15 protein-coding genes are annotated in these 19,582 nt (G+C 30.7%); 10 read left to right on the top strand and 5 right to left on the bottom strand.

Annotated features, from left to right (window positions below):
* The first annotated feature begins 550 nt into the window (after positions 1-550).
* Positions 551-1,345: a sensor histidine kinase gene (locus BWR22_RS02620; RefSeq protein WP_076731885.1), complete on the top strand. Its 795-nt coding sequence runs from the start codon at positions 551-553 to the stop codon at positions 1,343-1,345.
* Positions 1,332-2,009, top strand: a complete 678-nt coding sequence (locus BWR22_RS02615) for a response regulator transcription factor (protein ID WP_076731884.1) — start codon at positions 1,332-1,334, stop codon at positions 2,007-2,009. Before BWR22_RS02620 ends, BWR22_RS02615 begins: the two co-directional genes overlap by 14 nt.
* Before the next feature lie 53 nt (positions 2,010-2,062).
* On the opposite strand, the gene odhB is transcribed toward BWR22_RS02615, so the two are convergent.
* Genes odhB through BWR22_RS02600 form a run of 3 tightly spaced genes read right to left on the bottom strand, consistent with a single transcriptional unit; the run spans position 2,063 to position 6,508 of the window.
* Positions 2,063-3,316 (bottom strand): 2-oxoglutarate dehydrogenase complex dihydrolipoyllysine-residue succinyltransferase, encoded by a 1,254-nt coding sequence (odhB, locus tag BWR22_RS02610; RefSeq protein ID WP_076731883.1) that lies wholly within the window; start codon positions 3,314-3,316, stop codon positions 2,063-2,065.
* 44 nt (positions 3,317-3,360) lie between these two features.
* Entirely contained in the window at positions 3,361-3,732 is a 372-nt protein-coding gene (locus BWR22_RS02605) for a DUF3887 domain-containing protein (RefSeq protein ID WP_076731882.1), read from the bottom strand.
* Between the two features lie 19 nt (positions 3,733-3,751).
* Positions 3,752-6,508 (bottom strand): 2-oxoglutarate dehydrogenase E1 component, encoded by a 2,757-nt coding sequence (locus BWR22_RS02600; RefSeq protein ID WP_076731881.1) that lies wholly within the window; start codon positions 6,506-6,508, stop codon positions 3,752-3,754.
* Positions 6,509-6,622: 114 nt separating this feature from the next.
* On the opposite strand from BWR22_RS02600, the gene BWR22_RS02595 reads away from it, so the two are divergent.
* Together BWR22_RS02595 and BWR22_RS02590 are read left to right on the top strand one after the other, a co-directional pair.
* The gene (locus tag BWR22_RS02595; protein WP_076731880.1) at positions 6,623-7,156 is read left to right on the top strand and encodes an alpha-ketoglutarate decarboxylase; all 534 of its coding nucleotides are present in this window, start codon (positions 6,623-6,625) and stop codon (positions 7,154-7,156) included.
* A gap of 59 nt (positions 7,157-7,215) precedes the next feature.
* Positions 7,216-7,722 (top strand): c-type cytochrome, encoded by a 507-nt coding sequence (locus BWR22_RS02590; protein WP_076731879.1) that lies wholly within the window; start codon positions 7,216-7,218, stop codon positions 7,720-7,722.
* A 2-nt stretch (positions 7,723-7,724) separates the two neighbouring features.
* Here the strand turns inward: BWR22_RS02590 and BWR22_RS02585 are convergent, their stop codons facing one another.
* Positions 7,725-8,078, bottom strand: coding sequence for a hypothetical protein (locus BWR22_RS02585; protein ID WP_076731878.1), 354 nt, complete (start codon positions 8,076-8,078; stop codon positions 7,725-7,727).
* A 25-nt stretch (positions 8,079-8,103) separates the two neighbouring features.
* Positions 8,104-9,078: a polyprenyl synthetase family protein gene (locus BWR22_RS02580; RefSeq protein WP_076731877.1), complete on the bottom strand. Its 975-nt coding sequence runs from the start codon at positions 9,076-9,078 to the stop codon at positions 8,104-8,106.
* Between the two features lie 156 nt (positions 9,079-9,234).
* On the opposite strand from BWR22_RS02580, the gene BWR22_RS02575 reads away from it, so the two are divergent.
* From BWR22_RS02575 to BWR22_RS02550, 6 genes are all read left to right on the top strand, one after another.
* Entirely contained in the window at positions 9,235-9,840 is a 606-nt protein-coding gene (locus BWR22_RS02575; RefSeq protein WP_076731876.1) for a TetR/AcrR family transcriptional regulator, read from the top strand.
* The gene (locus BWR22_RS02570; protein ID WP_076731875.1) at positions 9,840-11,174 is read left to right on the top strand and encodes a TolC family protein; all 1,335 of its coding nucleotides are present in this window, start codon (positions 9,840-9,842) and stop codon (positions 11,172-11,174) included. The genes BWR22_RS02575 and BWR22_RS02570 overlap by 1 nt, the downstream gene beginning before the upstream one ends.
* 6 nt (positions 11,175-11,180) lie before the next feature.
* The gene (locus tag BWR22_RS02565) at positions 11,181-12,368 is read left to right on the top strand and encodes an efflux RND transporter periplasmic adaptor subunit (RefSeq protein WP_076731874.1); all 1,188 of its coding nucleotides are present in this window, start codon (positions 11,181-11,183) and stop codon (positions 12,366-12,368) included.
* Positions 12,361-15,903, top strand: coding sequence for an efflux RND transporter permease subunit (locus BWR22_RS02560; RefSeq protein WP_076731873.1), 3,543 nt, complete (start codon positions 12,361-12,363; stop codon positions 15,901-15,903). The genes BWR22_RS02565 and BWR22_RS02560 overlap by 8 nt, the downstream gene beginning before the upstream one ends.
* A gap of 75 nt (positions 15,904-15,978) precedes the next feature.
* On the top strand, positions 15,979-17,733 hold the full coding sequence (gene aspS, locus BWR22_RS02555) for an aspartate--tRNA ligase (RefSeq protein WP_076731872.1): 1,755 nt from the start codon (positions 15,979-15,981) through the stop codon (positions 17,731-17,733).
* 47 nt (positions 17,734-17,780) lie between these two features.
* Positions 17,781-19,559, top strand: a complete 1,779-nt coding sequence (locus BWR22_RS02550; protein WP_076731871.1) for a chloride channel protein — start codon at positions 17,781-17,783, stop codon at positions 19,557-19,559.
* Positions 19,560-19,582 lie beyond the last annotated feature (23 nt).

The following is a 19,582-nucleotide window of genomic DNA, read 5'->3' as shown; positions in this document are numbered from 1 at the left end:
GTTATTTTAAAAATAAAAAAGATAAAGCTCTTAGATATTTTTCAATATACTTAAACCTTACTTTTTTAGTGTTAAGTTTAAGTATAGTAATAATTGAATATTTCAATAAGACTAATAATTTATTTTTATCTCATTTTTATTTTATTTTTCAGTTTATCTTTTTATCCCTTTTTTACAAAAAGTTTTTTACTAAAACACAAAAAAATTGGGTTAACATTAATTTTGTTATAATAACCGTAATTTTAGTTATTCAATATTACTCTAACGTATCATTATTTTATAAGTTTAACTTATTAGAAATTTTAATAACGTCATTACCTTTAGTAATTTATTCAATCATTCATTTATATAATTCTTTAGGAAAACCTGGAAAATACATGTATATAAATTCAGCAATATTAATTTACTTATCTGTAAGCACACTTATATTTATCTTAGGAAATTTAATTAATTCTATAGATAGGTCTTTAGCAAATAATGTATGGGTTTTAAACAAGGTATTTTATATTGGTTATCTTTTATTAATATTATTTGAGTGGAGAATTAGTTTATGGAAAACGAAAAATTAATTATACAGGCGCTAGTGTATAGCATTATATTTTTAGTTTTAATAACTACTGGACTAATTTTATTTTTTCATTACTCAAGACGAAAAATTTTACAAAAAGAGCTAGAAAAAGTAGACTTAAAACTTGAAAACCAACAAAAAATATTACAAACATCTATTGCTATTCAAGAAACAGAACGTAAAAGAATTTCGCAAGATCTACATGATGCAATAAGCTCTAAACTTAATATTGTTAGCCTCTCTACCAATATGCTTTTAGACGATTCTTCTATTACCGATAAGCAAAGAGCATCGTTAAATCAAATACTAGAAATCACCTCAACAACATTAGAAAGTTCACGTAAAATTGCACACGATTTAATGCCTCCAATTTTAGATAAATTTGGACTTAAAGTAGCTTTAGAAGAACTTTTTGAGAATGTTTCGACACATACTACTATTGATATTGAACATAATATAGATGAGTTAACAAGGCTTTCAGAAACAAATCATCTTCATGTATTTAGAATTGTTCAAGAACTTATTAATAATTCTATTAGACACGGTAAGGCTAATGAGCTTGCTATTTTTATAGAAGATAACCAAAAAGGTTTTATAATTCATTTTCAAGATAATGGTATTGGTTTTAACGTTAAAAATATTTGCAAAAAAAATGGTATTGGCTTGCAAAATATAAATAGCCGAGTTAAAATTTTAAACGGAACACTTAAAATTGAAAGCACAAAAAACAAGGGAAGTCTTTTTAAAATACAATGTAAATATCATGAGCAAAATTAACATAGCATTAGCAGATGATGAATTGCTATTTCTGCAAGGCTTAAAAGCTATTATTGCAAACGAAGAAGATATAAATATTTTGTTTGATGCAGAAAGTGGAGACCAATTAATCGAAAAGTTAAGAGCATCTAAAACACATCCAGAAATAATAGTTACAGACTTGAAAATGCCAGGAATTAATGGCATTGAGGTTACAAAAATTATTAAAAAGGAATTTCCTGAAATAAAAGTAATAGCGCTAACAAGCTATTTCAGCAAGCCTTTTATTTTAAACATGATTTCTATTGGAGCTGTTGCTTATTTAGCCAAAAATAGTACTCCTAAATTAATGATTAAAACAATTAAAGAAGTTTACAAAAAAGGCTTTTATTACGATGAACAAGTTCTAAAATACATTCATGAAAGCATTACAAATCCAAAAGACCAAAAGATAAAATCTACATTTGATTCTAATTATTTTACTAAGCGAGAAATTGAAGTTTTAGAGTTAATTTGTAAACAATACACAACTAATGATATTTCTGAAAAACTTTTTATAAGCCCAAGAACTGTTGAAGGACATCGCAATAATTTACTTGCAAAAACAGAAGTAAAAAATGTTGCCGGATTGGTTATATATGCACTGAAAAACAAAATAATTTCTTTAGAAAATGATTTATTTTAAAAAACAAAAAAGCTCCTTAATTAAGGAGCTTTTTATATTATATTAACTTGTTATTAAAGCTCTAATGCTTTTTTAACATCATTATTCATTAATATTTCTACTGGGTTCTCTAAAGCCTCTTTAACAGCGACTAAGAAACCTACACTCTCTTTACCATCAATAATTCTATGGTCGTAAGATAATGCAACATACATCATTGGATGAATAACCACCTGACCATCTACTGCAATTGGTCGCTCGATAATGTTATGCATTCCTAAAATTCCACTTTGTGGTGGATTAATAATAGGTGTAGATAACATACTTCCAAATACACCTCCATTAGTAATGGTAAATGTACCTCCTGTCATTTCATCTACAGTAATTTGTCCATCTCGAGCTCTTAAAGCCAAACGTTTTACTTCAGATTCTATACCTCTAAAAGTTAAGTTTTCTGCATTTCTAATTACAGGAACCATTAATCCTTTAGGTCCAGAAACGGCGATACTAATATCTACAAAATCAAAACTTTTCATTTCTTTTCCATCAATCATAGAATTAACTGCTGGATACATTTGTAAAGCACGTACAACTGCTAAAGAAAAGAACGACATAAAACCTAAGCTAACACCATGTTTAGCCTTAAAGCTTTCTTTATATTCTTTTCTAAGTGCAAAAATTGGAGCCATATCTACTTCGTTAAAAGTAGTTAACATCGCTGTAGTATTTTTAGCCTCAACTAAACGCTCTGCTACTTTACGACGTAACATAGACATTTTAGTGTTTGATGAGCCACGGTTTCCACCGGTTGGTGTTCCCATAGATGGCACTGCTTTTACAGCATCGTCTTTAGTTACACGTCCATCCTTTCCTGTACCCGAAATTGTTTTAGCATCCATACCTTTTTCGGCTAAAATCTTTTTTGCAGCAGGACTTGCAACTCCTGATGCATAGGTTTCTTTAGCTGGATTTGGTGCTTTATTGTGGTTCTCTTTATTTGGTTCGGCCTTTTGATCTTTTGCAACATCTTTTTCGGCATTAGAGTTGCCTCCTTCATCACCACCTTCATAAGTTGAAGATTCTGGTGCTTTTGCTTCAGTATCAATTAAACATACCACTTGCCCAACAGCAACGGCGTCTCCTTCCTCGGCTTTTAAAGTAATAGTTCCACTTGCTTCGGCAGGAAGCTCTAAAGTGGCTTTGTCACTATCTACTTCTGCGATAGCTTGATCTTTTTCTACATAATCACCATCTTCTACTAACCATTCTGCTATTTCAACTTCTGTAATAGATTCGCCTGGCGAAGGTACTTTCATTTCTAAAATCATTGTACTGTATTTTGTTTTAGTGTCTTGTTTTGACTTTTGTTATGTTATTCTTGTATTGGATACATTTGTAATCCACTTATTTTATTATTATCGTCTAAAAGAAAATAAGCTTCTCCTGCTCCATTTTCGAAAGTGAATTTATAATTATGTCCTGTTCTTATAATCTCTTTTAAATCTACTGCAGTTATATTACCTAAAGCTTCTGCTTTAACATTAGTTTTAAAAAATGATTTTGTTTTTTCTAAAGTTAATGTTTTCTGAAGGTTAGCATTAAACATATTATAAATTTCTTGGTAATTACCTTCATTATAATTGGTTTGGAATTCTGAAACTACAGTTTTATAGTTTGCTTTTTCTGTTTGAGCAAAACCTAAAGAAAAGGTTAGTATTGCCACTATTAATAATAGCTTTTTCATAATTATTTAGTTTATGCGCTTAGCGCTGATTATTTTTTGTTTTATCAAATACGTAATCTATTACTTCTTGATGACGCTTTTTTGATCTTGTGCTACTTCCAGCTGCTGGTGCTCCATATGCTCTTCTTGATGCTAACCTAAATGTTTTTGCTTCATCTAAATGCATTAACATATGGCTGTAAGCTCCCATATTTCTTGGTTCTTCTTGCGCCCAAACAATTTCGTCTACGCCATTGTATTTTTCTATTACCTTTTTAATATCTTCAACTGGTAGAGGGAATAGTTGCTCTATTCTAACAAAGGCAATATCATCTCTTCCTAGTTTTTCACGTTCTTCGTCTAAATCGTAATAAAATTTTCCTGTTAAAAATACTAAAGATTTTACTTTATTTACGTTTACCGCTTCATCATCAATTACCATTTTAAAGCTTCCATTTGCAAAAGAATCTACTGTAGATACACATTTTGGATGACGTAATAAACTTTTTGGTGTGAAAACTATCAATGGTTTTCTAAAATTAGATTTCATTTGCCTTCTCAACAAGTGAAACATGTTTTCTGGAGTTGTACAATCTGCTACATACATATTGTCTTTAGCACAAAGTTGTAAATAACGTTCCATTCTTGCAGAAGAATGCTCTGCTCCTTGCCCTTCGTAACCGTGCGGCAGCAACATTACTAAACCGTTTTGTGTTTTCCATTTATCTTCTCCAGCCGAAATATACTGGTCTAACATTATTTGTGCACCATTACTAAAGTCTCCAAACTGTGCTTCCCAAATGGTTAATGTTTTTGGGCTTGCCATGGCATAACCATAATCGAAACCTACTACACCATATTCTGATAATAATGAGTTATATATGTAAAAATTACCTTGTTTGTCGCTTATATTATTATGTAAAATAATTTCTTCTTCGCTATCTTCTACCTTAACAACAGCGTGTCTATGTGAAAACGTTCCACGTTCTACATCTTGCCCAGAAATTCTAACACTATAACCTTCTGTTAATAATGATCCATATGCTAAATGCTCTGCCATTGCCCAATCTAATTGATTGTCGTCAAACATTTTTTGGCGTGATTGCACTAGTCTTTCAATTTTACGAATGAACTTTTTATCTTCTGGTAAGTTAGATAAAACTTTAGTTATTTTAGCTAATTCATCTTTAGACACTTTTGTATCTACAGGTTTCATCATTTCCACCTCATCTACCGATGCAAATTGCTCCCAAGTAGATGCCATGAATTCTGTAATAATTGTTTTATCTTCTTTTCTTGATGCGTCTAGTTTTTCTTCTAAACTATCTTTATATGCTTTTTCTAATTCTTTTACATGATCTTTATTAATAACACCTTCTGCTATTAATTTGTCTGCATATATATTTCTTGGATTGGCGTGTTTTGCAATCGCTTTATATAATTTTGGTTGTGTAAAACGAGGTTCATCTCCTTCGTTATGACCATATTTTCTATAACCCAACATATCTATAAATACATCACGCTTAAATTGCATTCTAAAATCTAATGCAAATAAAGCGGCGTGTACTACAGCTTCGGCATCATCGGCATTAACATGTAATACTGGTGATAAAGTAACTTTACCAACATCTGTACAATACGTACTTGATCTAGCATCTAAATAGTTTGTTGTAAAACCAACTTGGTTGTTTACAACTATGTGTATTGTACCGTTGGTTTTATAACCATCTAATTGTGCCATTTGCACAACCTCGTACACTAAACCTTGTCCTGCTATTGCGGCATCTCCATGAACTACTATTGGCAATACTTTACTAAGGTTGTCTTTATAAAAACGATCTTGTTTTGCTCTTACAATTCCTTCTACAACCGCACCAACAGTTTCTAAATGTGATGGGTTTGGAGCAATACTTAATCTTATTTCCTTTCCTGAATCGGATTGTCTTTTACTAGTCCAACCTAGGTGGTATTTTACATCTCCATCAAAAACCTCTTCTTCATAATCTTTACCATCAAACTCGCTAAAAATGTCTTTTGCACTTTTACCAAAAATATTTGTTAATGTACTTAAACGACCTCTATGTGCCATTCCCATAACAAATTCTTCTACACCTAAGTCTGATGCTTTTTCAATCATAGCATCTAAAGCCGGAATTAAAGCTTCTCCTCCTTCTAGAGAAAAACGCTTTTGCCCTACATATTTTGTATGTAAAAAACTCTCGAAAGACACTGCTTCATTAAGTTTTTTTAATATGTGCTTTTTTTGATCTGAAGAAAATTTTGGCTGATTATCATTAATATTCAGCTTATTTTGAATCCATTGAATTTCTTCAGGTTTTCTAATATACATATATTCAACACCTATAGAATCGCAATAAATACTTTCTAAGTGTTTAATAATTTCTTGTAATGTTTGAGAGCCAATACCTAAAATTTCTCCTGCATTAAAAACTGTAGATAAATCATTTTGAGTTAATCCAAAATTTTCAATTTCTAAAGTAGGCGCGTATTTTCTACGCTCTCTTACAGGATTGGTTTTTGTAAATAAGTGACCTCTATTACGGTAACCATCTATAAGTTTAACAACCTGAAATTCTTTTTGAACATGTTCTGGAATTTGTGTAGAAACGCCTTCGGCAATTTCTCCATCCATACCATAATTTTCAGTACCAAAGTCGTAACCTTGAAAAAAGGCTCTCCAACTTGGCTCTACAGAATCAGGGTTTAATTGGTATTGTTCATATAAATCAGCAAAATATGCTGTGTGTGCTGCGTTTAAAAAGGAATATTTATCCATATTAAGTATAAGACGTGTTCGCTTTAACAAATTTAATCAAAAATACAACTTTCTATAAAAATAGAGATGCTTTTATTATATTTATAACATTCTAATTTAACTAAATCAATTTTTATGAAAATTTCTAAGAATAATTCTCTTAAAATTATTGTATTTACATTACTAAGCATTTTTTTTACAACATCTGTAATTGCGCAAAGCAACAATGCAAAAAATAATTTTTGGGAGCATGTTCGTTTTGGAGGAGGCTTAGGATTAAGTACAGGTAATAATATTTTTAGTGCTACGGTAGCTCCAAGCGCTATTTATGATTTTGATTCTCAATTTTCTTTAGGTGTTGGACTAAACTACACTTATTTTAGTAGAAAAAATATTGCAAAATCTACTATTTTGGGAGGTAGTATTATTGGATTATTTAATCCAATTCAAGAAATACAACTTTCTGGTGAATTTGAACAAAATCACGTGAGTAGAAATTTTGATAATCCTGCCATTGTTGATGATGAATATTGGGTTTCTTCATTCTTTATTGGTGCTGGATATCGAACAAACAATATCACTATAGGTGTAAGATACGATGTTCTTTACGATGAAGATAAAAGTATTTATGCAAACGCTTGGGCTCCTTTTGTTAGAGTATATTTTTAATTACTGTTGCTACACTTAAACGCTTATTATACTTTTGTTTGGAATTGAAAAAAGTTTAGATAAAAATGAAATTTAAAATTACTATAGTTTTACTTTTAACTCTTTTAGTAAGTTGTGGAGGAGATAAAAACGATAAGAAAAAAGAAAAATTTTCTTATCAAAAAAATTCGACTACAGAACAAACATCTAAAACAAAAACAGAAAAAATTCCTGCTTCAAAAAAAATAGATTTAACAAACAAAGGTGTTGGCCCGATACAATCTATAACTTTAACAGAAAATATAAATAAAAAAATGGCAGCTAGTGGCGCAGAAGTATATAAAAAAATGTGCACTGCTTGCCATAGGGTTGATAAAAAATTTATTGGACCTGCTCCAAAAGGAATTTTAAAACGTCGAACTCCAGAGTGGATTATGAATATGATTTTAGATCCTGAAAAAATGGTAAAAGAAGATGCTTTAGCAAAAGAATTATTATGGGAATTTAATGGCTCACCAATGATAAATCAAGGCGTAACAGAAAAAGAAGCCAGAGCTATTTTAGAATATTTTAGAACTTTAGAATAAAACTATTTAGAATATTTATTTTTAAACCAAACCTTTTGCCATTCTCTTTTTAAAATTAAAAAAGACACTTGCGCAGCCAACTCAATTGTATCGTCTCCACTTAAAGCTTTTATGTTTTTTTCTGGTACATCTATTATATAAAGCAAATTTAAGTACTCAGCAAATTTTTCTTGAATAAGCTTATAAACTGTTTCGTGAAGTAATAGTTTTAAACTTGACGGTAAAATTTCTTCATCAAAATCTAAATCTATATTAGCAAATAAAAAGTCTTTATTTAGTTGGTGAATTAACTTACTATATAAGTCTAATTGTTTAGCTTCCTCTATTAAGTCTTGAAATGTTGCTGGTAGTTGCATAAGTGTTTTAGCAAGGCTAAATTAATTAAACTTTACGGGTCATTAAATTAGTACCAAAACTTTTTAAAAGTAATTTTTTATCATCAGAAATATTTAATGTTTCTAAAACTAAAAAAGCTTTTTTGGTATAATTTTCAATTTCTTGCTGTGTAGCTTCTGCAGATCCACTTTCAATAAAAAATTGTTTTACAGTTTCTATTTTTTCAAAATTATCTTCTAAATTAACTGTAAATAATTGTTCTAATTGATTTTTTTTCGAACCATCTAAAAACTGTAAAGCCTTTAAATATAGAAACGTCTTTTTATTTTCAATTATATCTCCCCCTACTTGTTTTCCAAAAGTTTCTGGATTTCCAAAAGCATCTAAATAATCATCTTGTAATTGAAACGCAATACCTAACAATCTTCCAAATTCATAAATACCATTTTGATCTTGTTCTGAGGCTTTTGCTATTATAGCTCCCATTTGCATAGCAGCACCTACTAGAACTGCTGTTTTGTACTCAATCATTTTTAAATACTCTGGTATAGTAACATCGTCTCTAGTTTCAAAATCAACATCATACTGTTGTCCTTCACAAACTTCTAAAGCTGTTTTACTAAATAATTTTGCTAATGCTTGAAAAACTTGTGGATCGTAATTCTCAAACAATTGATACGCCATAATTAGCATTGCATCTCCAGATAATATTCCTGTATTTACATCCCATTTTTCATGAACTGTAAGTTGCCCTCTTCTTAAAGGAGCCGCATCCATAATATCGTCGTGCACTAAAGAAAAATTATGAAATATCTCTATACTTAAAGCAGCGTCTAATGCTTTTTTGTAATCGCAATTAAAAATATCTGCGCTCATTAAAGTTAAAACAGGACGTAAACGTTTACCTCCTAATTTAAGGATATAATTAATAGGCTGGTATAAATTTTTAGGCTCTCTGTTTTTAGAAAAATTTTCTAAATAACTTAAAAATTCACTTTGGTAGTCTTGAGTATTTTGCATCGTACAAAAATAATGTAATTGAGTTTATTTAAAGAAATAAATCTGTCAATGTTAAAAAAAGATTAAAACTCTAGAAACTTTTTGGGTTTTTAAAGTTTCCATAACTATATTTGCACAAAAATAAATATGACATCTACCTATTTGGATTAGGAACTTATGAAAGAGAAAATTATATTAAAATCTTCACATCTATTTTTAAACTTAGGTTTTAAAAGTGTGACTATGGATGATATTGCTAATGAAATGGGTATTAGCAAAAAAACCATATATCAGCATTTTAAAAACAAAACAAAATTAGTAGAAGCTACTGCCATGAGTGTTTTTGAACAGATTTCGTGTGGCATTGATAGTATTTGTGAATTAAACAAAAATCCTATTGAGGAAGTATATGAAATTAAACAATTTATTATGCATCATTTAAAAGATGAAAAATCTTCTCCTCAATTTCAACTTCAAAAATACTACCCTAAAATTTATGCAAATTTAAAAAACAAGCAATTCGAGAAAATGCTAAGCTGTGTTACTCAAAATTTAGAACGTGGTGTAGCTCAAGGTATTTATAGAGATACAATTAATACAGATTTTGTTGCAAGACTTTACTTTAACAACATGATATCTTTAAAAGACCAAACACTTTTTCCTGCAGAAAAATTCTCGATATCTATGTTAATGGATAATTATTTAGAATATCACCTAGGTGGTATTTGCTCTATAAAAGGATTAGAAAAATTAAATCAAATAAAAATAAATCAAAATAAATAATGAAAAATACACTAACATTATTAATCGTATTCTTTATTTACCAAATAGGTTTTTCTCAAGAACAACCTAAAAGTCTCTCGCTGCAAGAAGCAATTGACTTTGCTTTAGAAAATAATAGAACAGCAATTAATGCGACTAAAGATATTGAAGCCGCAAAACAACAAAAATGGGAAACAACAGCATCAGGTTTACCACAAATAAGCGCAGGAATAAATTATCAAAATGCTATTAAGCAACAGGTTACTCCTGTAGATTTAAATGGAGATGGAATTGACGAAGATTTTGTTTTGGGAGACCCTCAAAATATTACTGCAACTGCCACATTAAATCAGAAAATTTTTGACGGCTCATACCTAGTGGGATTACAGTCTGCAAAAGTTTTTTTAGAAATTTCTAAAAATGCAAAAACAAAAACAGATTTAGAGGTTAGAAAATCTGTAATTGATGCTTATGGCAATGTATTACTAGCCGAAGAAAGTATTGAAATTTTAAACAGAAACATTGAAGTTTTAGAAAAAAACTTGTTTGAAACCAATAAAATTTACGAAAACGGTCTTGAAGAAGAAGAAAGTGTAGAACAACTTAAAATTACATTATCAAGTGTCGAGAGTCAATTAAACAACACAAATAGATTAAAAACTTTAGCATATCAAATGTTAAATATTACCATTGGTCTAGATCTTAATTCACCAATAGTATTAACTGATGATTTAGAAAACTTAACAACTCAAAATGTAAACTTAAACCTGCTAACAGTAGAAGAAAATGTTGAAAACACTATCGACTTTTTAATTGCAGAAAACGATAAAGTATCAAAAGAGTTATTAGTAAAGTTAGAAAAAAGTAAAGCCTTACCTACTTTAAACGCATTTATAAATGGAGGTTACGCTGCATATAGCGACACATTTAGTTTTGCTAACAGTTCTCAAAGATGGATTGGATCTTCGGTATTTGGAGTAAGTTTAGACATTCCAATTTTTAGCTCTGGTATGAGAAATGCAGCAACACAACGTGCTAAAATTAATTTAGAAAAAGCAGAAACAGAGCTTACAGAAACCGAACAACGTATAAAACTCCAAATAGCATCTGCTAAAAGTGACTATCAATTTGCTATTGAAGATTATCAAAACAAAAAAGAAAATTTAGCCTTAGCAGAACGTATTGAAACAAAAAACCAAACTAAATTTTTTGAAGGAATTGGTTCTAGTTTTGAGCTTAGACAAGCACAAACTCAACTTTACTCTGCACAACAAGAATTGCTTCAAGCAATGTTAGATGTTATTAATACCAAAGCAACTTTAGAAACAGCATTAAATACAATTATACTAAACTAATCAATCATGAAAAATATATATTCAATATTAATTATCACTATACTTTTAGCCTCTTGCGGGAAAGGACAAAAAAACTCTACTGAAAAAGTTTTAGAAAGCAACAATCTAGAAACTATACGCACAAAAAGAGGAGAGTTAGTAAACCAGCAACAAGCTATTAACGATGAAATTAAACTTTTAGACAATAAAATTAAAGAATTAGACACAACTAAACACGTTCCATTAATAACAACTTTTTCTGCACAAACAGAAAAATTTGAACACGTATTAGAACTTCAAGGAAATGTTACTACAAAAAATCTTCTTACTATAACACCAGAATACAATGGTATTTTAACAAATGTATACGTAAAAGAAGGACAACAAGTAAGTAAAGGTCAAGTTTTAGCAAAAATTGATGATGGTGGATTAAGCCAACAATTAGCTCAATTAAATATTCAAACAGATTTAGCAAAAACCACTTACGAACGTCAAAAGCGACTATGGAACCAAAACATAGGAAGTGAAATTCAATATCTACAAGCAAAATCTAGTTACGAATCTCAACAAGAAGCAATAAACCAATTAAAACAACAAATTTCTAAAACTACTGTAAGAGCACCTTTTTCTGGAACCATAGACGATGTTATTACAGAACAAGGTAGTGTTGTTGCCGCAGGACAAACACCTATATTACGCATTGTAAATCTTAACAATATGTATATTGAAACTGAGGTTCCAGAACGTTACGTTTCAGATGTTGTAAAAGGTAAAAATGTAACGGTTAACATTCCTGTATTAAACAAAACAATAGAAACAAAAGTTAGACAAGCAGGAGACTTTATAAATCCTGCAAACCGAACATTTAAAGTTGAAGTAGAAATCCCTAATAAAGATAAATCTATTAAACCAAACTTAACTGCACGATTAAAAATTAATGATTATACTAATGAAAACGCCATACTAATTCCACAAAGTGTAATTTCTGAAAACGCAGATGGAGAGCAATATGTTTACGTCGTAGAAAGTAAAAATGAAAAAGGAATTGGTACTGCAAAAAGAGTAATTATTGAAACAGGAAAAACCCAAGGCGATGTTATTGAAGTCTTAAAAAATCTTGAAAAAGGTACAGAGATTATTAAAGAAGGTGCTCGTAGTGTAAAAGATGGGCAATCTGTAGAAGTAATTAACTATAAAGAAGAAAACAATGACTAATAATAATAAAAAAAATACTGAAAAAGAGTTTAGTTGGTCATCGTGGGCAATAAACAACAAAACCACAATGTATGTGCTTATTGCTGTTTTTTTCTACCTAGGGATATCTGCCTTTTTTAGTATGCCAAGAGAAAATTTTCCTGAAGTAAATGAAACAAAAATTTACGTAAGCACAGTTTACCCAGGAAATACAGCCGAGGATATAGAAAAACTAATTATAGATCCTCTAGAAGACAAACTAAAAACAGTAAGTAATGTTGTAGAAACAACCTCAACATCTCAAGAAGACTATGGGATGTTAATTGTAGAGTTTGATGAAAACATTACAGTAGAAAGAGCCTTACAAAAAGTAAAAGACGAGATAGACACAGAAACATCTAACGAAGATTGGCCAACATTTAACGGCGCAAAAGTAGAACCAGATGTTTTTGAATTAAGTCTATCTGAAGAAATGCCAATTCTTAACATTAACATTTCTGGAGATTACACCATCGAAAAGTTAAAAGATTTTGCCGAGTATCTTCAAGATGAAATTGAAAATTTACAAGAAATAAAGAAAGCAGACATTAGAGGTGCTCAAGAAAAAGAAGTAGAAGTTGCCGTTGATATTTATAAAATGATGGCAGCAAAAGTAACTTTTAGCGATATCCTTGGAGCTATTGGTAATGGTAATGTAACACAATCTGCCGGAAACTTAAAAACAAGTGGCCAGAGAAGAACTATTAGAATAATTGGAGAAATTGAAAAACCTTCAGAATTAGAAAATTTTGTTGTAAAATCTGAAAACGGAGATGCCATTTACCTAAAAGACGTTGCTACTGTTTCTTTTAAAGAAGAAGACAAAACAACTTATGCAAGAAAGTCTGGAAAGCCAGTTGTAATGCTAGATGTTAAAAAACGAGCTGGAAAAAACATGGTGGCAGCTGCAGAGCAAATTCAAGTTATTGTAAAAGAAGCTAAAGAAAATGTATTCCCTCAAGATTTAGAAGTATCTATTACTAATGATCAATCTCCTGTAACAATAGGTCAGGTTGATGATTTAGTTAATAATATTATTTTTGGTGTTATACTTGTTGTAACCGTTTTAATGTTCTTTTTAGGATTTAAAAATGCACTTTTTGTTGGTTTTGCTATACCAATGTCTATGTTCATGTCTCTAATGATATTAGGCCTTATTGGTTACAGTTTAAATACAATGGTACTTTTTGGACTAATTATGGGACTCGGTATGCTTGTAGACAACGGTATTGTTGTTGTTGAAAATGTCTACAGATTGATGGAAGAAGAAGGCATGAGTAGAATTGAAGCTGCCAAAAAAGGAATTGGAGAAATTGCTTTTCCTATTATAATTTCTACAGCAACAACCGTAGCTGCCTTTGTACCATTAGGACTTTGGCCTGGTATAATGGGAGAATTTATGAAAATTTTACCTATAACACTTTCCATTGTTTTAGGTTCCTCTTTATTTGTTGCTATATTCTTCAATTCGGTTTTAGTATCTCGATATATGACTATTGAAGATAAAGATATGCCACTAAGTCAAATTATTAAAATAACAATTATTATTGGCGTTACAGGCATACTTATTCTACTATTTGGAGGTACTTACAGAGGTTTAGGAACAATAATGGTATTTACCGCTATAATGCTTTGGGTGTACCGCTTCTTTATTAGAAAATGGGCAAATAACTTTCAAAATAAATCTTTAGTAAAACTTGAGTCTTGGTACGAAAGACAGTTGCGTTGGGCTCTATCAAAAAGAAAACCTTATTTTTTAAGTGTGGGTACCTTTTTGTTACTTATTGCAGCGTTTATAGCTTTCGGCATTTCATTAGCTACACAACGTACTAATGTAGAATTCTTTCCAGACAATAAGCCTAATCAAATTATTGTATACATAGAATATCCTGAAGGAACAGCTATTGAAAAAACAAATGCTATTACCAAGCAAATAGAAAAACGTGTTTATAACGTAATTAACCAAAACCAATATATGGATGGCAACAGAAACTTTATGGTAGAAAGTGCTGTATCTCAAGTTGGTGAAGGAGCAGGAAATCCTAATACAGATTCGGGTTCTTCAGCAGAAATGCCACACAAAGCAAAAATTACTGCTTCTATGCGTGAATACAAATATCGTCGTGGTGAAGATAGTGAGTTGTTACGTCAAAAAGTACAAGAAGCATTAGTTGGTATATATCCAGGTGTATTAATTTCTGTAGAGAAAGATGTAAATGGGCCACCTGCTGGTTCTCCAATTAATATTGAGATTGAAGGTGACGATTATGTTGAACTTATATCTACAGCAGAAAAAATGCGTGAGTTTATAAATTCTAAAAATGTTGCTGGTATTGATGAGTTAAAGATAGATGTTAATAAAGATAAGCCAACAATGCTTGTTGAAATAGACAGACAAAAAGCAGGTGAATTAGGAGTTACCGCTAACCAAATTGGTAGTCAACTTAGAAATTCGATATTTGGATCTAAAGCTGGTATTTATAAAGAAGACGGTGATGATTTCGATATTTACGTTCGTTTTAACGAAGAAAATAGATACAATACAAGCGCTTTATTCAATCAGAACATAACATTTAGAGACAACACAGGACAGTTAAAAGAAATACCATTATCTGCAGTTGCAAAACAAAAAAACAACTCTGGATTTAATGCCATTAAACACAAAGATGGTAAACGTGTAGTTACTGTATATTCTGCATTAGCTCCAGGTTTTACAGATGCTGGTGCTATTGTTACTCAAATTCAAAATGAAATGAAAAGTTTTGAAGGTTTACCTGAAGATATTCATATTGATTACACAGGACAAATTGAAGAACAAAATAAACAAATGGCGTTCTTAATGGGTGCATTTTTTACTGGTCTTGGTTTAATTTTCTTCATCTTAATATTTCAATTTAACTCAGTTTCTAAACCTACTATTATTATGATAGCTATTTTCTTGAGTTTTATTGGTGTATTTGGAGGAATAGTAATTTCTGGTAGCGCATTCGTTATCATGATGACTATGGTAGGAATTATATCGTTAGCAGGAATTGTAGTAAACAATGGTGTGGTACTCTTAGATTATGCACAATTATTAATAGATAGAAAGAAAAATAAACTAAACCTAGAGGAAACAGATTATCTTAAAAACGAAGACCTTTTTAATAGTATTGTTAAAGCTGGAAAAGCACGTTTAAGACCCGTATTACTTACAGCTATTACAACAATCTTAGGATTAATTCCATTAGCTATAGGTTTAAACATTAATTTCTTTACACTGTTTGCAGACTTTAATCCTAACATTTATATGGGAGGAGATAACGTAGTATTTTGGGGACCACTAGCATGGACCGTTATTTACGGATTAATTGTAGCCACGTTTTTAACCCTAATAGTTGTACCAATTTTATTCTTTTTAAGTATAAAACTTAAAATGTGGATGCGCATTAAATTTACCTCTCAACCTTTAAGAGCCAACGAAGGTGAAGCTTTTAAAGAAATTGAAATAGCTGCACAACCTAAAATTGAGAATTAATTATAATATATAAATAAAAAAAATCCGAAGTAAATGCTTCGGATTTTTTATTTTTGCACCTTATAAAAACACACTATGTACAGAAGTCATAATTGCGGTGAATTAACTGCAAAACATATAAATACAGAAGTTACCTTATCTGGTTGGGTGCAAAAGTCAAGAGATAAAGGTTTTATTGTTTGGGTAGACTTACGCGACCGTTACGGTATTACTCAACTTGTTTTTGATGAAGAACGCACAAGTAAAGACTTACTTAAAAAAGCTCAAGAACTTGGGCGTGAGTTTGTAATACAAGTAAAAGGAAAAGTAATAGAACGTGCTTCTAAAAACCCAAATATTCCAACAGGAGAAATAGAGATTTTAGTTTCAGAATTAAATATCTTAAACGAAGCTCTTTTACCACCTTTTACAATTGAAGACAAAACCGATGGTGGTGAAGATATTAGAATGAAATATCGTTACCTAGATATTAGACGTAATCCTGTAAAAAACAGTTTAATATTTAGAGCTAAAGTAACACAAGCTGTTAGAAACTATCTTTCTAACGATGGTTTTATAGAAGTAGAAACACCTTACTTAATTAAATCTACACCAGAAGGCGCACGTGATTTTGTGGTACCTTCTCGTATGAATGAAGGTGAGTTTTACGCACTTCCACAATCGCCTCAAACATTTAAGCAATTGCTTATGGTTGGTGGTATGGATAAATATTTTCAAATTGTTAAATGCTTTAGAGACGAAGATTTACGTGCAGACAGACAACCAGAATTCACACAAATTGATTGTGAAATGGCATTTGTAGAGCAAGAAGATATTTTAAATGTTTTTGAAGGTTTAACAAGACATTTACTAAAAGAAGTAAACGGTGTTGAAATCGACAAATTTCCACGCATGCTTTATGATGATGCAATGCGTTTATATGGTAACGACAAACCAGACATTAGATTTGGAATGGAGTTTGGCGAGCTTAATGCAGTAGCACAACACAAAGATTTTGGTGTTTTTAATAATGCTGAATTAGTAGTTGGTATTGCCGTTCCTGGAGGAAATAGTTATACACGTAAAGAAATAGATAAATTAATAGATTGGGTAAAACGTCCACAAGTTGGTGCTTTAGGTATGGTTTATTCTCGTTGTAATGAAGATGGAACATTTAAATCTTCTGTAGATAAATTTTACGATCAAGACGATTTAGCTAAATGGGCAGAAGTTACAGGTGCTAAAGCAGGTGATTTAGTTTGTATACTTTCTGGAGAGACAAATAAAGTACGAGCACAACTTAGTGCCTTACGTATGGAATTAGCAGAACGTTTAGGTTTAAGAGACCCAAAAGTATTTGCTCCACTTTGGGTAATAGATTTCCCATTATTAGAGTTAGATGAAGAAACTGGGCATTACCACGCTATGCACCATCCATTTACATCTCCAAAACCAGGTCAAATAGAATTATTAGACACTAAACCAGGAGAAGTAAAAGCCAATGCTTACGATTTAGTTTTAAATGGTAACGAAATAGGTGGTGGTTCTATTAGAATACATGACAAAGCAACACAAGCCATTATGCTTAAACATTTAGGCTTTAGTGAAGAAGAAGCCAGAGCTCAATTTGGTTTCTTAATGGATGCTTTTGAATATGGAGCACCGCCACATGGAGGTTTAGCTTTTGGTTTAGATAGATTGGTGGCTATTTTAGGCGGACAAGAAACCATTAGAGATTTTATTGCATTCCCTAAAAACAATTCTGGTCGCGATGTCATGATTGATGCTCCTGCTCCTATTGACGAAGAGCAACTTAAAGAATTAAATTTAAAACTAGACTTACAATCATAAAAATAAAAAATCCTGCAAATTGCAGGATTTTTTATTACATTTAATTGATGCCTAAAAAAACACTTTTAAAACGTTTTCTTATTTGGAGATATAAAAATATTTCCGAGAAAAACTTTACTTTTATTTTAAGTGCTTTAGTTGGTTTATTAGCTGGATTAGCAGCAGTAACTCTTAAAAACATAACATTTACAATTGAAGCACTTTTAGCAAAAGGTATTGTATTTTCTCAAAATCAGTTGTATTTTATTTTACCTGTTATAGGCTTATTATTAGTGTATTTATTTGTAAAATATATTAGTAAAAAACCTATTGAACATGCTATACCTTCGGTATTATTTTCACTTACACGTAAAAGCGGATTTTTAAAACGTTCCAAAATATATTTTCCATTAATTGCTGCTCCTTTAACGGTTGGTTTTGGTGGATCTGTAGGATTACTTGGTCCAGCAGTTTCTTCAGGATCTGCAATAAGTTCTAATTTAGGCAGGTTATTTCATATTAATAGGAAAACTAGAACTTTATTAATTGGTTGCGCCGCGGCAGGAGCAATATCTTCTATTTTTAAATCGCCAATTGCAGCCATAATTTTTGCTGTAGAAGTTTTTGCTTTAGATTTAACTTTTGCTTCTTTACTACCATTACTAATAGCATCAGTTTCTTCTGTAATTACATCATACTTTTTTTTAGGAGACGATTTACTTTTTAATTTTAATTTTTCAGATAAATTCCAAATAAATGATATCCTTTTTTATGCCGTTTTAGGAATTGGAACTGGCTTTGCATCTGTATATTTTACAAAAATGTATTTTGCAATTTTAAAATTTTTCGAACGCTTTAAAACAGCATTTCAAAAATTAATTATTGGCGGTTTAGCCATTGGTATTATGTTGTATTTCATTCCGCCTTTATACGGTGAAGGTTTTGGATTTATAAACAATTTACTTGCAGGAAACCACATTCTAGCTTTAGGAAAAACACCTTTTGATGCTTTTAATCAAAATATATGGGTAGTAATAGCACTACTTATTGGTATTACTATTTTTAAAGCGGTTGCCATGACTACAACATTTGCTGCTGGTGGTGTTGGTGGTATATTTATTCCAACAATGGTTATGGGTAGTGCTCTTGGTAATGCTGTTGCAAAAGTGATAAACAATATTGGTTTAGGTTTTAATGTTAGCGAAACAAATTTTACATTAATTGGTATGGCTGGTTTAATTGCAGGTGTTTTACACGCACCTTTAACTGCTATATTTTTAATTGCTGAAATTACTGGTGGATATGAGTTATTTATACCCTTAATGATTGCAGTTGGCATATCTTTTAGCATAAAAAAAAGCACTATAGATTATACTATTTACACAAGAGAACTTGCCGAAAAAGGACAGCTTTTAACACATAATAAAGATCAAAATGTATTAACATTAATGACTTTAGACTCTATAATTGAGAGTGACTTTGCTCTATTAAATCCTAAAATGACTTTAGGAGAAATGCTGCACGAAGGTGTTGCAAAATCAACACGAAATTTATTTCCTGTTGTTTCGGAAAACGGAAACTTATCTGGTATAATTTTACTGGATGACGTTCGCGATATAATGTTTGACCAATCTTTATACGAATGTACTTTAGTTGAATCTTTAATGCATAATCCGCCAGATAAAATAGATTATGGTAAAGATTCTATGCAGGCTGTTATGCAAAAATTTCAAGACTCTGGCGCATGGAATTTACCAGTTATTAAAGATGAAAAATATATAGGTTTTGTATCAAAATCTAAATTATTAACTGCCTACAGAAGACAATTAATTAATGTTTCTTCTTAATATTAAATTGTAATTTTGCATTT

The sequence above is a fragment of the Lacinutrix venerupis genome (assembly GCF_001971745.1).
Lineage (GTDB): Bacteria > Bacteroidota > Bacteroidia > Flavobacteriales > Flavobacteriaceae > Lacinutrix > Lacinutrix venerupis.
Note: the sequence above shows the minus strand (reverse complement) of the source record. Positions and strands in the feature narration are given on the sequence as shown.